The sequence below is a fragment of the Spirulina sp. CCY15215 genome (genome assembly GCF_016888125.1).
Classification (GTDB): domain Bacteria; phylum Cyanobacteriota; class Cyanobacteriia; order Cyanobacteriales; family Spirulinaceae; genus CCY15215.
This window is the reverse complement of record NZ_JACSWA010000517.1, coordinates 40,549-55,767: the sequence shown is the minus strand read 5'-3', so window position 1 is coordinate 55,767 and position 15,219 is coordinate 40,549. Positions and strand designations below refer to the sequence as shown.

The following is a 15,219-nucleotide window of genomic DNA, read 5'->3' as shown; positions in this document are numbered from 1 at the left end:
ATTCGCTTTGCTCAGACTCCCTTGTTTGTGGCAATTCCTCTCCCGCTAACCCTATCGGGTCTAACGGGAGTCCCCTTGCCACATCTTTGATGGCGATCGCGAATAGAATAATCGTGCAACTTGTTATTCTTCGCTGTATCTCGAAACGGGAGCTTGTACAATAGAGAAAACAATCAATTTAAGGAAATTAACAACATGAGTCCAGATATTATCAATCTCTTGGTTGCCAGTTTGTATAACTTTATTAATATTTATTCAATGTTGCTTCTCATTCGCGTTTTGCTAACTTGGTTTCAAAACGCAGAATGGGCGCAACAAGTCATGGGATTTCTTAGCCCCATCACCGACCCCTATCTCAATATTTTTCGTTCATTTGTTCCCGCTTTAGGAGGCATGGATTTTTCCCCGATGCTGGCACTTATTGTTTTGAGTTGGGTTGGACCGATTCTGGTGGGAATTATTGGACAACTTTTACTCAGTTTGGCGATCTAATTGGTTGGTTTTTCATTCTTCATCCATTCAGGTGCGAAGCATTGAAGGCGATCGCACCTGTTTGTATTTTCTAGTTCAGTTTTGCCAACAATATTTTTCCAGACATGGTAATGCTCGATCGCGACTTTGCTTCTACTCTGCACCAACGCCGCCAAAATCTCAAGCAACAGATTGAATTTCCCGCTATTCTTTGGTCGGGATGTGCGCGATCGCGTAATTTTCCCGCCAATAAGTTTCCCTTTCGTGCCAGTAGTCACTTCCTTTATTTTGCCGGATTACCCTTAGAAAATGCAGCCATTCGCTTGCAGGAGGGAAAATTAACACTCTATTGGGATAATCCTGCACCGGAAAGCACCCTTTGGCACGGACAGCAAGGCGATCGCGACGAAATTGCCGCTCAAATTGGCGCAGATGCTGCTTATCCTTTGACAGAATTGTGCGATCGCCCTCAAGATGCCGCAACGATCGCCCTACCCGATCCCATCACTTATCAACAGCAAATTAATATTTTAAATCGTCCCCTTCCACTTCCTCAACATAGTCAAGGGCAAGATTTAGCACTGATTAAAGCCATTATTTCCTTAAGATTAACCCACGATCGCAGCGCCTTATCAGAACTACAAAAAGCAGCCAATGTTGCAGTAGAGGCTCATAAAACAGGCATGACAACAGCGAGGAAGGCAAAAACAGAAGCAGAGGTACGAGGAGCAATGGAAGGGGTTATTATTGCTCAAAATATGACCTGTTCCTACAACAGCATCGTTACTATACAGGGAGAAGTCCTGCATAACGAACACTATCACAATCCCCTACAACCAGGAGATTTAATTTTAGCCGATGTGGGGGCAGAAACCTCTTTGGGCTGGGCTTCCGACATTACCCGCACCTTTCCCGTCACAGGGAAGTTTTCGCCGACACAACGAGAAATTTATAATCTAGTCTTAGCAGCACAAGATCGCTGCATCGATCGCCTTGCACCAGGAGTAGAATATCGCGATATTCACCTGTTAGCCGCATTAACAATTACAGAAGGATTAGTGGATTTAGGCATTTTACGCGGAAACCCTGCCGAATTAGTCGATCGCGATGCCCATGCCCTCTTTTTCCCCCACGGTATCGGTCATTTGTTAGGCTTAGACGTACACGATATGGAAGATTTGGGGGATTTAGCTGGATATGCCGAAGGAAGACAACGAAGCGATCGCTTTGGGTTAGGATATTTGCGTTTAGATCGTCCCCTGCGATCGGGAATGCTTGTCACCATCGAACCTGGATTCTATCAAGTTCCCGCCCTACTGCAAAATCCAGAAATGCGTGCTAAATATAAAGATGCAGTAAATTGGGAACGTTTAGAACAATTTGCGGATGTACGCGGTATTCGCATTGAAGATGATGTATTGGTGACAGAATCAGGATCTGAAGTATTAACAGAAAAATTACCCAAATGCGCCGAAAATATAGAAGAATTGGTAATGAGGAATTGGTAACGAGGAATCAGTAATTGTTAAACGATCGCGATCCCTGGCTGGCTGTTAATTTGTCCCTGTTTTTTCCAGGGATCGGACAAATATATGCGGGAAAAACTTTCAAAGGATGGGCTTTTCTGATAACCCACGCAAGTTTAATTCTGGTGGGACTGCGATTAATTTTTACAGCCCGAGGGAGTCTGGCGATCGCTTTAACCAGCTTACTTCTTGCGACAGCACTATACATTGCTAATCTCTTTGATGCCTTCCACTGTCTCGATCCCCAAGCCAATAATCCTCAAGCCGAAAAAATACCGAGAACCCATAAAAATCCTTGGTTTGCTGTTTTTTTATCCCGCATTCTTCCAGGTTTAGGACAATTCTATCTCCAAAAAGTAACCTTGGGCGGACTCTTCTTAGGGTTGACCATAATTTTTTCTTTTGCTGATGACTTTGTTCCCGCTTTCTCGCTTTTAACTTGCTCGATCGCCGCTTTAGCAGCGTATCATGCTTATATTGCTTTTCCCCGCAAAGATCGCAACTCCCGAGGGCGATCTCTTGTTCTTGTTATGGCGATCGCGGTTTTGAGTTGGGGAATTTTAACCCGTTACATTCCCCTTGGGTTAGTTAATTATATTGAAATGTTTGTTGTTCCCAGTTCCTCCATGCAGCCTACCCTACAAATTGGCGATCGCATTTTAGTAGAAAAATTGTCCCATTATCAACCTCAACCCGGAGAGTTAATCGTGTTTACAGCCCCAGAAAATGCCCGCACTCTCGATCCCCAAAATAGCACCAACAAAGAAACTTTTTACGTCAAGCGTGCGATCGCCTCTGCTGGACAAACAGTGCAAATTAGCGGAGGATTAGTATACGTTAACGAGCAGCCCCTACAAGAAAATTACCTAGCAGCCTCCCCCAACTACGAACTTCCTCCTCAACAGATTCCCTCAAATTCCTATTGGGTGCTGGGGGATAATCGCAATGATAGTTTTGATTCTCATGTTTGGGGTGTTCTTCCCGCAGAGAATATTATTGGTCGAGCCTATAAAATTATCTTTCCCCTGTTTCGATCGCGCTCCCTTTTACCCGACCAAACTTAGAGAATCATCCCTCGGCGATCGCTAAATGATCCAAAACCGATGGCCAACAAACCCGCGATCGTAAAATGGGGAAAATATAGTAGGATTTTGGCGATAATTCTTCCCTCCAAGACGGTAATTTTCGGCTTATTTTTATAAAAATAGAGAGATATCAACCTGATTAACAATCCTTAAAAAAATACTCAATACTTTGATAATAAAGGATTTGAGCCAGATTCGATCTTCTCTACCGATCTGGATAGTAGGCGATCGTCTCATTTTGATTGTTAATATTTTATCTTGACATTTTGGCATCTCTTGTCTTAATTTTATTTCCCTGAAGATTAAAAATATATCGCCCTTCTAGACCACAAAACTAGCATCTTCACCCCGAGCGGCTTGCCAACTGCGGGCATCATAGTAAAGATCCGCAAGGGTGATGCGATAAAGTGATTCTTTCAGTTTTTCATTCAAACGCTTCCACAAACTCAATGCAACCCAATCTTCCGCGCGATCGGCATCGGGAATCTGTTTGGGTAAAGGAGCAACCTCTTCCCCTAGTGCTGCAAAGATTTGTCCTAGAGAAATTTGCGAGGGATGACGAGCAAGCTGATAGCCCCCACGAGAACCTCGAATTGAATAGACTAGACCCCCTCGACGCAATTCAATCAGGAGTTTTTCTAAATAAGGAGCAGGGATATCTTGGCGTTCTGCGATCGCGCAAACCGATGCGGGTTTATGATCGGGTTGTAAACTCAAATCCAAGAGAGCCTTGACGCTGTAATGCCCGCGAGTTGTCAGTTTCATGAATCAGTTTGTCCAATAAAGTTAGAGAATGCTATGGGCAATGGAGGTCTGAAAATACAAAATGTTACAATTTCCCCCTGCTCCCTTCCAATCCTCTTTAATAAGTTTAAACTCTTGTTGACTTAGAGACAAAAAATATAGTTTGATATGTTAAAGTGATGAAGGTTAAAATTATTGTCTTGACAACCTTGTTATTAGACAATAAGACAAGCCAACAACAAGAACAACCAACTCGAGTATTAAGTTAATGAGTACGACAAAAACCTCCGAACCCTTAGTCGGTCAAGACCTTCTTGATAAACTCAAGGATCTTGAAGAACTTCCCAAAGAAGAAAAAGCCAGACAATGCGGTTACTATACCGTTACCAAAAATGGCATCGAGCGCGTTAATATGATGAAATTTCTCAACGCTCTCATTGATGCAGAGGGCATTGAGTTAGACGGTTCGAGCAATGGCGGCGGACGCGGCGGACGCTCTGCAAGTTTCCGCATTAGCGTACAATCCAATGGGAATCTTTTAATCGGTTCAGCCTATACGAAAAAAATGGGGTTGCAACCTGGAGATGAGTTTGAAATTTCCCTCGGACGGAAACACATTCACCTCAAACAAATTACCGATGATGAAGACTCAGAGTTAGAAGAAGTCTAATCTTCTCCTAGAACTGTTTGTAAGATTGCGGGTCAAAGTAACCAGACAATCGAGATTGGCCAAATCGAGTCGGTCAAGCTGAGTGAAAAGAAACCTCGATCTTGGGACTTATAATGTAGTGCGGGAATCTTGCCCGCTAATGGGTAAGTCCTAGATCTCAGTACGGGGCAAAAAGCTTGAAAAGGATGTAGAGAGAGGGTTTGATAGGAGTTAGCACAACCCAACCCAAACCCTCATGAGCCAGATTAGCGAAATTCGAGCCCAATTGCGACCCCACCTCGGATGGCATAGAGCCAGACTGTCATTTGTCGCCCTGTTCCTGATGGCACTATTTCAAGCCAAAACCGTTAACCTCGCTGAGTTCGCCACCGTCTGGGGAGGCAAAGCCGCCGAAGCCTCAAACTACAAACGGATGCAGCGATTTTTCCGGTCGTTTGAAGTCAAGATGGAGCAGTTCGCCAAGATGGTCATGAGCATGGCTAGCATCCCCCAACCCTGGGTTTTGAGCATTGACCGCACCAACTGGTCTTTCGGCACCACCCACTTCAACATCTCAATGCTGTGTGTAGTCCATGAAGGCATCGGCTATCCACTGATGTGGACAATGCTTAACAAGCAGAAAGGCAACAGTAGCAGTGCAGAGCGGATGGACTTGCTTGACCACTTTGAAGCGGTGTTCCCCGATGGTTCGATTGCCTATCTGACGGGAGACCGTGGGTTTATCGGCAAACCCTGGCTCTCATACCTGATGATGGATAAGCCGATCCCCTTTCGGCTGCGTATTCGTCAGACGGACAAGATTTGTGCGGGAAAGGGTCATCCTGCCATCATGGGGTCTCACCTGTTTCGGTCTTTAGCGATTGGCGAAACGCGGGTTTTGCCGGGACAACGGTGGGTGTGGGGTCGTCCGGTCTTTGTCATCGGCACTCGTCTTGACCCAAAGCAGAAGTCCAGGAAGACCAGCGAAGGAAATTCTTGAGAGTTAGTAAGATGGCAAGAGTGAAATCCCGCCCTAGATAAACTTACCTCTTACCTATTGATGTTACTGGCGATGAAATACGCTAAGTTAGCTAAACTGTGGGACTCATTACATTCCAGTTTTTGGTTTGTGCCATCCCTGATGGTGTTGCTGGCGATCGCGCTTTCGTTTATTACCATCTGGATTGACCACAGGCAAGAAGCCACTATCATCGAAAACATAGACTGGGCTTATTCTCTAGGGCCTAGTGGTTCACGGGCCATTCTTTCGGCGATCGCGCTCTTTACTAACCGAATACCAGACCGAACGACACTACAGCGTCATGCCGATATGATTGAACGCGGTAGCCAGGAAGGAATTGCGGAGGAATCGGACTACAACAATGTGAAAGAGCGGTATCTGGCTGCGGTGAAAGCGATCAGTCAAGTTTAAGCAATTTGCGATCGCAATTCCTGTGAGTCGTGATTTTTAGGCGATCGCTTAACAATTATTGATCTTTGCGGCGAGACACATTCTCAAAGGAATCGCCAATAACTTCTCGGTACTCAGCAACGAAGTCAACTATTTTTGCTTGCTTAAGCTTGGCTAGGAAAAGATAGCTTCAACGGGCTTATCGGTTCGGCTTGAGCAGACTGTTAGCCATTTGCCCCAAAGCCCTCATGAAACAATATATAACCCTGTGGAATTTTTTCGACAAATGGAAGGATAAGAAAGAACTCACTTGGCACTCCCTCATAAACCAAACATGAAGTATTCCTAAAACCAAATTTTTTGTAATAATTTGGATCGCCAACAAGACCGCAGCCATAGGCTCCCAACTCTTTCAACAAGGATAGCCCTTCATTGATAAGAGCCTTCCCGACACCTTGTCTTTGATATTCAGGTAGTACTGAAATGGGTCCAAGTCCATACCAATTCTCTGAACCATCAGTGCATTTGACAGGCGAAAAAGCAATATGACCAACAACCTTTTCGGCAATTTCTGCCACTAAAGAGATGGTTAGGGCATTTGCAGTCCGCAATGAAATTATTATGAATTGCTCTGTTTGATGGCTGATTGGATGGTTCTTGAAAGCCGCTACTGTAACCTGAGTTATCGCATCTATGTCTGAAGGTGTTTCTTTTCTTATAAGCATTTCAATATCCAATATGTGTGAGCTATTCTGATGTACATGCTATCTATGTATTATCTTGTGGATTACAGGATAAATACTTATATAATATGCATATTACCTCAGTACGGGACAAAAATCTTGAAAAGGATGTAGAGAGAGGGTTTGATAGGAGTTAGCACAAACCAAACCAAACCCTCATGAGCCAGATTAGCGAAATTCGAGCCCAATTGCGACCCCACCTCGGATGGCATGGAGCCAGACTGTCATTTGTTGCCCTGTTCCTGATGGCACTATTTCGAGCCAAAACCGTTAACCTCGCTGAACTCGCCACCGTCTGGGGAGGCAGAGCCGCCGAAGCCTCAAACTACAAACGGATGCAGCAGCTGTCTTTCCTTCGCAACGATGCCTCGTAAAGTAATGTAATTTGAGGTCAATTGTATGAGTACAGATTTTTTGGATTCCTTAGCTCGACTTTATCCAATCAAGCGGCATGGCAGAGTAACTCAGCCCAGGTGTCGAAGATTGGCTTTTTCCCCGCAGATCACTGGATTGATCCCCCTGAAGCCTTCCACCACACCCTCTACGCCGCTATTGAGGTGGCCCAACAACAAGGGGCGATCGTTACTCTAGGTGTTAAACCTACCTATCCCTCCACCGGCTACGGCTACATTAATCCCTGTTTGAGCCTAATTTCCGTCCCATACAACTTTTGTCCTGTACTTAGACAGAATACAACCCCTTTCATCGGGTGAAAGAGGTTGTATTCTAGTTTTTGATTTTGAGTAATTATGGCGATCGCTTCCTCTGAAGCAGCCAATTTTCAGAGGAGGTTGTTCCGAGAATTTCGGCATTGTTTAAATTGGGAATGATGCGGCGATCGCGATCGCGGTGCAGTAAAACATAAGGATGCTTTTTCTCATACCAGAGTTGCTCTAACTGCAAGTCGGTTTTAGTTGCAATAGGGCGATCGCTATAAAACGCAAAGGCCGCATATTGATTCTTGAGAGAAGTATAAATAACTTGGTTTTGAGGGGTTTCGCGAAGGGATTGCAGAAGAGAATCTAGACTAGAAGCTGAGTCAAACTCTTGAGTCGGGATGGTACTGCCAAAGAGAAATAAAGCAATATACATCCCCCAAAATAATAAAATGAGAACCTGTCGATCCTGTTGAGCAATGGTAAGAGCAACCATTGCCAAACATAATGCCACGGCTGCACAAACAAGAGCAGAAGCGCGGTCGAGAGGAAATAAGCTCGCAAAACCCAAACTAGAGATTGTCGCGACAAATGCCAAGGCGATCGCCAGGAAAGACCAACTAGAATATTCGCGATCGCTAGGAGAATTAAACAGATCCCTCAATTTGGCCCCTCCTGCTAGAGCCAAAGGAGGAAAAAGTAGCAAACTTGACTCCAAGGAAAAAGAAAAGAGAGGAATGGCGATAAATGCCCCAGAAAACCAAGTTAACGTTAACTTTGCCCATCCCCAATTCCAGTTAGTAATCGCCACAGATAAACCAGAAAGCCCGAGTAAAAATCCCGGTAGAGCAAAACACAAAGTTTTTAGCCCATAAGACTGACTTAAAAGAATAGACGGGTGAGAAAACAGAGCAAAAAAAGCAGTTAAAGAGAAAGAATGCAGTAAAATGTAACCAATAAAGGGAAAACTGCCCAAAAGTAGCCCAGCCCATAAATAGAGCGATCGCAGTAGTCTGGGAGTGTCCCAAGCTAAAAAGCTCAAGACAACCCCTCCCAAGATGATTGCCAACCCTCCTTGAGTTAAACCCAGCAAACTTAACCCCAAACCGATCCCCATCGTCCAGCGAAAATCCCGACGCGATCGCAAAGTCAACCAAATCGTCATTAAAACAAAGCAAGAACTGGCCACCGTCGGTAGCGCAAATCGTCCCAAGGGAACCAGAGGAGAAAGAACCAGATAAATCCAAGCGGAGATAATCGCTGTACTGCGCCGCGCAAAAACTTCTCGACCCGTGCGATAGAGAAAAAATACAGATAGAGTCGCAAGTCCGACAATCGGCCACCGGGTCATCCCCTCATCGATCCCGCCCCAACGATAAGCAAAAGCAATCAATACCGATAATAAAGAGAACTCATGGCCAGCCAAAGGCTGATCGGGAGAAATTAGTAACCAATCCTGGGGAAAATGAGGAGAAGCCGCGATCGCCCTCCCTTGGAGAGCCAGTGCCACCTCAGAGCCATCCTGCAAAAGTGGTACCGACAAGTTAACCCCAAAAACCAACAAAGCAGCCAACAATAAACCCAGTCCCCACAACCATTCCGGCCAATCATTCTGCCGAGAGAACTGATCGCGCGATCGAATCCCCACCAAACTGCGATATTCCATAAAAAATTCTAATCAGGGAAGAAGACCTAAATGTTAAAATACCCGACACGATAAGAATCCTTTTGTTATTATCCAAGCTAGTATCGAGTTTACTCCGTCAAACATTTAGTATATAGACGATTTCTGGCGATCGCCTACAGCAATTTTAAACCAGCAATTCTAACTTAATGCGACCACCGCTCCCTAGTATCTCCCAGATTTATGGAATCATCATTCATCCTAACTTTACAAATTGTTATTGCTGTTCTGGCCGGGATCGGCGCTCAAGTTTTGGGTGAGTTTTTGCGGGTCCCTAGCATTGTTTTCCTGCTGCTTTTCGGAATTGCTTTAGGCTCAGATGGACTTAATTTGCTACATCCCCACGAGTTAGGTGTGGGTTTAGAAGTTATCGTTGCCCTCGCTGTGGCAATTATTCTCTTTGAAGGCGGTTTAAACCTAGAATTGAGAGCATTAGGGCGCGTTTCCGCCACTCTCCGCAATCTCGTCACTTTCGGCACTCTCATTGCTTTGCTGGGGGGGGGAATGGCTGCTCATTGGTTGAGCGAATTTCCTTGGTCGATCGCCTTTCTCTACGCAGCTTTGGTTGTCGTTACAGGACCCACGGTGATCAGTCCTCTCCTCAAACAAGTTTCCGTCGATCGCCAAGTCGCCACCCTCTTAGAAGGAGAAGGGGTTTTAATCGATCCGGTGGGTGCTATTCTTGCCGTTGTCGTTCTCGATACCATTCTCAATAGCGATGCCCTCCCCGTGGCAGTATTTAGCTCTCTAATCATGCGTTTGGGCATAGGGGCGATCGTGGGAGGATTGGGGGGTTGGTTCTTGGGATTTTTCCTCAAACGAGCCAAGTTTCTCTCGGAAGACCTGAAAAATCTCGTCGTATTGGCGGGGGTTTGGGGCTTATTTGGCTTATCTCAAGCTCTAAAAAGCGAATCGGGATTAATGGCTATGGTCATTGCTGGGATTGTTTTGAGAGCCTCTTCTCTGCCGGAAGAACGGCTCTTGCGACGCTTTAAGGGACAATTAACTGTTTTAGGGGTATCCGTCCTGTTCGTCCTTTTAGCGGCGGATTTGTCCATCGCCAGTATTTTTGCCCTAGGTTGGGGTAGCGTACTGACGGTTCTTTCTCTGATGTTTATTGTTCGACCGATTAGTGTTACTTTATGTACCTTCAATAGCACTTTGAGTTGGCGGCAAAAATTGTTTATTGCTTGGGTGGGTCCGAAAGGAATTATTTCCGCTTCAGTGGCCTCCTTATTTGCGATTTTGTTAACTCAACAAGGCATTAATGGCGGAGAATCGATTAAAGCCTTGGTTTTTTTAACTATTATGATGACGGTTTTTGTCCAAGGACTATCAGCGCGTTGGGTGGCTAAAGGATTGGGAATTACTTCTTCTGAAGCCACTGGAGCCGTAATTATTGGCTGTAATCCTTTGGGGCGTTTGGTGGGATGGTTATTCCAAGAAGAAGGAGAATCCGTCGTGATGATCGATACTGACCCCGAGGCTTGCGATCGCGCTCGAGAGTATAATCTTCAAGTCTTTGAAAGTAGCGGCCTCGATGCCGATGTCCTTGAAGATGCGGGCTTGGAGTCGATTGGTACCTTTATTGCACTAACCAGTAATGGAGAAGTGAATTCCGTGCTGGCTCAACGCGCCCTAGAGGAATTCAGCCCGCCTCGAGTCTTGGCCATTTTCCCACAAAATAACGGCGGCGATCGCGAAGAAACTGGGAAAACGAAAACAAAGGTCAACCAAGCCTTTATGACTCAAGTTCCGATTAAAAAATGGAACAAATATATTATTGATGGACAAGTCAAATTAGGCGAAACGGTTTTAAAAGAAGTCGGTTTATCCTTTCAGCAGGCACACTTGCAAGCTATGATTAGAGCCGGAGAACTTTTACCCTTATTGGTGAAGCGAGAAAAAGGTTTGCAAATCGCCATCGCTTCCGAACAATGGCAAATAGGAGATAAACTGATTTATTTGCTTCACGATCCCAGACCCAAACTTTTAAAACGCCTATCTGGGGGTACGTCTTCCTCTCGTCTGGCTTTGGAAAGATTACCAGAAGTTGAGGAAATTCCCCTCGCTATGCCTCTACCGGACTAATAAGGCTATCATAAGAAGAAATTCAGCTAGAGGAAAGACAAACAATGGATGTTAAGTTTATTTTATTAATCCTGACTGCTATTTTTATTGTGGCAACCCTCTTCTACGGCACGAAAAATGGCTTCTATGATTCGGATGATTATCATGGCAATGGTTCGGCTCATTAATTAAACTCTTTAATTAACTGATAAATAGTGATTGATTCTAATTCATCTCACTTTTTTTCCTGTTATCCCTATGGAATGGGACATGGTATAGAAGGCGTATGCTTGCTCATCCGGATGGGAAAATACCGCATTCTCCTCGATTGCGGTTTAAGAGATATTTCTGAGTTATTAGAATCTTCTGAGCCTCCTGCTGATTTTGTCTTTTGCTCTCACGCTCATACCGATCATGCGCGGGGCTTGCTTGCTCTGCATCGGCATTTTCCGCAAATGCCGATTTATGGGAGTGAAGCAACTGCTCGTTTGCTGCCCCTGAATTGGCCTGAAGAAAAAGAAATTAGTTCATTTTGTCAAATCTTGCCCTGGCGATCGCCGATTTCCCTGTTCGAGAATCTCCAGATTCAGCTATTTCCCGCCGGTCACTTGCCAGGAGCGGCAGGGGTTATTCTCTCTTGTCACACCCCTCAAAGAGATTACAGCCTAATCTATACAGGGGATTTTTTTCTCTCCAATTCTCGCTTAGTGGAGGGATTATCCGTTGAGTCCCTTCGAGGTTCATCTCCCGATGTTTTAATTATCGAGGGCAGTTATGGTACTGCTAGACATCCCAGAAGGCGACAATTAGAGCAAAAATTGATGGGCAAAATTGATACAGCACTATCGACGGGACACTCGGTTTTACTGCCAGTGCCTGCGATGGGGTTAGCGCAAGAAATTTTGCTGCTGTTGCGATCGCACCATCAATTTACTGGGCGAGATGTTAATATTTGGGTCAGTGAGAGCGTTGCTGCGACTTGCGATTCTTATTTAGAACTCCTGCCACTTCTACCCGCTTCCGTGCAGAACTTTGCCAGTCATCAACCTTTATTTTGGGACGAACAAGTTTTACCGCGAGTGCGTCGGCTGCCAGAAATGGGAGTTGAGGCGATCGCCGAGTTTCCCTGCGTGCTTCTCGTCGATCGCGCCGAACTCTGGCAACATTATTGCATCCCTCAAGGTGGAACTTGGGTAGTTTTGTTTCCCGAGTATCCTGGTCGCATATCCATGCCTCACCCCGAACTTTTGGAGAATTCCCCAGACATTCACCTGCAAACCTATTTACTCTCAGAACATAGCGATGGACGCAATACTGCCCAACTCATTCACAATATTCGTCCCCAGCACGTTCTTCTCGTGCATGGTTCATCCACTTATCTCACGGATCTTATTGCCTTAGAAGAATTACAAAATCGCTATCAATTGCATTCCCCAGCAACAGGAACTTTATTAGAATTACCCGTCGGCGATCGCTTTATCCAACCCTCTGTTCCTATCCCTGTCCCCCATGAAGGAGAAATTGTCGAACTTGAGGAGAGCATTCGCATTATTCTGCCTCACGCTCTCATGCAAAGCCCTCACTGGCAGACTTTTGCCGATACGGGTTTGCTGGAAGCACGCTGGCAAGGCAATGAGTTAGTCTTGCGGGGACTATCCCAACGAGAACTCTTGTCCCAGAGCAGTCGCCCCATTCAAGCCGTCGGAGAGTGTTGTGCGAACTGCCATCACCAATTTCGTCAGCGCTGTTTTAACCGCCAGTCTCCACTTTACGGATTTAAAGTGACCTTGCAAGGGTGCTGTCCGGTTTTTGAACAAAATGTCGAGGGCAGTCCCGACCCATAATCTTTGATTTGGGTCGGGTTAGCAAGACCAACAAAGGAAATCGCGAAGCAAAGTTTGCCAATTTGCTATATAAGGAATTGGTGGCTTTTTTTGCCAGTAAATTTGCTAGGCTGAATCATTGACATCTCCCGAGTTTTTCGGGAGGTTGTTTTTTAGCAACAAATTAACTAGAGTGAATGTAAAGCGGATCTCGATCTATCGGCTTCTAGCAATAAGCGTAAATGTCATGACTATCTCTCTAAAACAACTGGGTATATATATTGGCTTGTTAGTGATCGGAACAGGATCGGGATTCTGGGGACATCAAAGACTGAATCAAGAGCAACAAAGTAACCTACAGCCTTCGCAACTCATTCCAGCGACTCTCCCTAGTTTACCTTTAGCAAAACAAGAGAATGAGCCACCTGTAGGCATTAATTTTATTGCTGAAGCGGTTCGTCAAGTCGGTCCCTCCGTGGTGCGAATCGATGCTTCTCGCACGATCGCCAACCCTTTTTCTGATTCTTTAGAGCAACCTTTTTTCCGTCGTTTCTTTGGACAGGAAGGGGAAAAACCTATGCCTCGACAACTGCAACGGGGTACGGGTTCCGGTTTTATTCTCACGGCGAATGGAAGACTGGTCACTAATGCCCATGTTGTCGAAGGGGCAGATATTGTTAAAGTTACCCTCAAAGATGGTCGCGCTTTAGAGGGGAAAGTTGTGGGACGAGATTCTGTCACCGATGTCGCGGCGATCGAGATTGATGCGAAAAACTTGCCTGCGGTGACGTTAGGGAACTCAGAAACGTTGATTCCTGGAGAATGGGCGATCGCCATCGGTAATCCTCTCGGCCTCGATAATACAGTCACGGTGGGCATTATTAGCGCTACAGGGCGATCAAGTTCTCAAGTGGGGGTTCCCGATAAGCGTGTCCGTTTTATTCAAACCGATGCAGCCATTAATCCTGGCAATTCTGGTGGTCCCTTATTAAATGCGAAAGGGGAAGTTATTGGCATTAATACCGCAATTCGCGCCGATGCTCAAGGATTGGGATTTGCTATTCCCATCGAAACCGCCAAACGCATCGCCAATCAACTATTTGCTGAAGGGAAAGCCGAGCATCCTTATTTGGGGGTGCAAATGATTACCCTTAATGCCGATCGCCGCGATGAACTCAATCAAAGTCCCGACCAACCTTTTGTTATTACTAGCGATCGCGGCATTATTGTCATGGGAGTTATTCCCAATTCTCCCGCCGCTCGGGGAGGATTCCAAATCGGAGATATTATTATCAAAGTAGACGGAAATGCTGTTAGTAACGCTACGGATGTTCAACAACAAGTTGAACTCAGTCAAATTGGTAAACCATTAAGGATTGAGGTCGATCGCAAAGGAAAGGGAGTCACTCTACAAGTTATTCCGCAAGCATTTCCTATCAATGATCAATGATCAATTATCAATTATCAATTATCAATGAGGGAGAGAGTAAGAATTAATAACTAATCATTAACAACAAAGTTAAACAACAAAGTTATTTCATGCACGGGTTTATTCCACCGGAACGATTTTTTGCCTATCTGACTTGGACGGAAATTCAGGCCATGTCGGATAAGGAAAATACAGTGATTATTCAACCCATTGGCGCGATCGAGCAGCACGGCCCCCACTTACCGATTATTGTTGATTCTGCGATTAGTGTCGGGGTTTTAGGGACAGCATTGAGCCAATTAGATGCTCGGATTCCTGCTTATGCTCTGCCGCCTTTATACTACGGAAAATCCAACGAACATTGGCATTTTCCTGGAACGATATCGCTTTCAGCACAGACCCTTTTAGCGACCCTTAAAGAAGTTGCTGAGAGTATTTATCGAGCGGGATTTCGTAAATTAGTGTTCATGAATTCTCATGGTGGACAACCGCAAGTTATAGAAATTATCGCACGAGATTTACATCAAGAATATAGCGATTTTCTGGTTTTTCCATTCTTTACTTGGCGTGTTCCTCATATTGCCAAAGAAGTCTTGAGTGCAAAGGAATTAGCAATGGGAATTCATGGTGGAGATGCGGAAACTAGCATCATGTTAGCACTATTACCAGAACAAGTGAAAATGGAGCAAGCTGTTTGCGAATATCCTCCAGAATTACCCCCAGAAAGTTTATTGAGTATTGAGGGAAAATTACCTTTTGCTTGGGTGACTAAAGATTTAAGTAAAAGTGGGGTTATTGGGGATGCAACAACGGCGACTCGAGCCAAAGGCGATCGCATTCTTGCTTCGGTTGCTAAGGGATGGGTGCGAGCGATCGAAGATGTTTACACCTTTCAAATACCCAAGATATGATAAAATATAATACTAAT

14 protein-coding genes and 3 pseudogenes are annotated in these 15,219 nt (G+C 45.1%); 13 read left to right on the top strand and 4 right to left on the bottom strand.

All coding sequences use genetic code 11. The features are described 5' to 3' along the window. Window positions 1-195 precede the first annotated feature (195 nt). The 3 genes from JUI58_RS17580 to lepB all read left to right on the top strand — a co-directional run bounded on the left by JUI58_RS17580 (window position 196) and on the right by lepB (window position 3,061). A complete protein-coding gene (locus JUI58_RS17580) occupies window positions 196-492 on the top strand; it encodes a YggT family protein (protein ID WP_204105102.1) in 297 nt (98 codons plus the stop codon). A gap of 104 nt (window positions 493-596) precedes the next feature. Next, window positions 597-1,979: an aminopeptidase P family protein gene (locus JUI58_RS17575; protein WP_348539915.1), complete on the top strand. Its 1,383-nt coding sequence runs from the start codon at window positions 597-599 to the stop codon at window positions 1,977-1,979. A gap of 14 nt (window positions 1,980-1,993) precedes the next feature. Further along, window positions 1,994-3,061: a signal peptidase I gene (lepB, locus tag JUI58_RS17570; RefSeq protein ID WP_204105100.1), complete on the top strand. Its 1,068-nt coding sequence runs from the start codon at window positions 1,994-1,996 to the stop codon at window positions 3,059-3,061. Here the strand turns inward: lepB and JUI58_RS17565 are convergent. After that, window positions 3,058-3,216: a hypothetical protein gene (locus JUI58_RS17565; protein WP_204105099.1), complete on the bottom strand. Its 159-nt coding sequence runs from the start codon at window positions 3,214-3,216 to the stop codon at window positions 3,058-3,060. The genes lepB and JUI58_RS17565 overlap by 4 nt on opposite strands. A 187-nt stretch (window positions 3,217-3,403) precedes the next feature. Further along, on the bottom strand, window positions 3,404-3,847 hold the full coding sequence (locus JUI58_RS17560; protein ID WP_204105098.1) for an RrF2 family transcriptional regulator: 444 nt from the start codon (window positions 3,845-3,847) through the stop codon (window positions 3,404-3,406). Between the two features lie 247 nt (window positions 3,848-4,094). On the opposite strand from JUI58_RS17560, the gene JUI58_RS17555 reads away from it, so the two are divergent. From JUI58_RS17555 to JUI58_RS17545, 3 genes and pseudogenes are all read left to right on the top strand, one after another. Continuing rightward, window positions 4,095-4,496, top strand: coding sequence for an AbrB family transcriptional regulator (locus JUI58_RS17555; protein WP_204105097.1), 402 nt, complete (start codon window positions 4,095-4,097; stop codon window positions 4,494-4,496). A gap of 235 nt (window positions 4,497-4,731) precedes the next feature. Further along, window positions 4,732-5,454: pseudogene (locus tag JUI58_RS17550) on the top strand (IS4 family transposase); the annotation flags it as partial. 93 nt (window positions 5,455-5,547) lie between these two features. Further along, window positions 5,548-5,907: a DUF2254 family protein gene (locus JUI58_RS17545; RefSeq protein WP_204105096.1), complete on the top strand. Its 360-nt coding sequence runs from the start codon at window positions 5,548-5,550 to the stop codon at window positions 5,905-5,907. Window positions 5,908-6,110: 203 nt separating this feature from the next. On the opposite strand, the gene JUI58_RS17540 is transcribed toward JUI58_RS17545, so the two are convergent. Continuing rightward, window positions 6,111-6,611: an N-acetyltransferase gene (locus JUI58_RS17540; RefSeq protein WP_348539916.1), complete on the bottom strand. Its 501-nt coding sequence runs from the start codon at window positions 6,609-6,611 to the stop codon at window positions 6,111-6,113. Window positions 6,612-6,787: 176 nt separating this feature from the next. Between JUI58_RS17540 and JUI58_RS17535 the strand changes: the two are divergent. Beyond that, window positions 6,788-6,970: pseudogene (locus JUI58_RS17535) on the top strand (IS4 family transposase); the annotation flags it as partial. A gap of 123 nt (window positions 6,971-7,093) precedes the next feature. Continuing rightward, window positions 7,094-7,261: pseudogene (locus tag JUI58_RS27825) on the top strand (mannose-1-phosphate guanylyltransferase); the annotation flags it as partial. A 115-nt stretch (window positions 7,262-7,376) separates the two neighbouring features. Here JUI58_RS27825 and JUI58_RS17525 read toward each other — a convergent pair. Beyond that, window positions 7,377-8,951 carry a hypothetical protein gene (locus JUI58_RS17525; RefSeq protein WP_204105094.1) on the bottom strand — a complete coding sequence of 525 codons (1,575 nt, stop codon included), beginning with the start codon at window positions 8,949-8,951 and terminating at the stop codon, window positions 7,377-7,379. A gap of 201 nt (window positions 8,952-9,152) precedes the next feature. Between JUI58_RS17525 and JUI58_RS17520 the strand changes: the two genes are divergently transcribed. The 5 genes from JUI58_RS17520 (at window position 9,153) to JUI58_RS17505 (ending at window position 15,202) form a co-directional block, all read left to right on the top strand. Continuing rightward, window positions 9,153-11,060 (top strand): cation:proton antiporter, encoded by a 1,908-nt coding sequence (locus tag JUI58_RS17520; protein WP_204105093.1) that lies wholly within the window; start codon window positions 9,153-9,155, stop codon window positions 11,058-11,060. Window positions 11,061-11,104: 44 nt separating this feature from the next. Then, window positions 11,105-11,227, top strand: a complete 123-nt coding sequence (locus JUI58_RS27080) for a hypothetical protein (protein ID WP_275414369.1) — start codon at window positions 11,105-11,107, stop codon at window positions 11,225-11,227. A 75-nt stretch (window positions 11,228-11,302) separates the two neighbouring features. Further along, window positions 11,303-12,883 (top strand): MBL fold metallo-hydrolase, encoded by a 1,581-nt coding sequence (locus JUI58_RS17515; protein ID WP_204105104.1) that lies wholly within the window; start codon window positions 11,303-11,305, stop codon window positions 12,881-12,883. Window positions 12,884-13,109: 226 nt separating this feature from the next. After that, complete coding sequence (locus JUI58_RS17510) at window positions 13,110-14,312, top strand: HhoA/HhoB/HtrA family serine endopeptidase (RefSeq protein ID WP_204105092.1); 1,203 nt, start codon at window positions 13,110-13,112, stop codon at window positions 14,310-14,312. An 89-nt stretch (window positions 14,313-14,401) separates the two neighbouring features. Next, window positions 14,402-15,202: a creatininase family protein gene (locus tag JUI58_RS17505; RefSeq protein WP_204105091.1), complete on the top strand. Its 801-nt coding sequence runs from the start codon at window positions 14,402-14,404 to the stop codon at window positions 15,200-15,202. Window positions 15,203-15,219 lie beyond the last annotated feature (17 nt).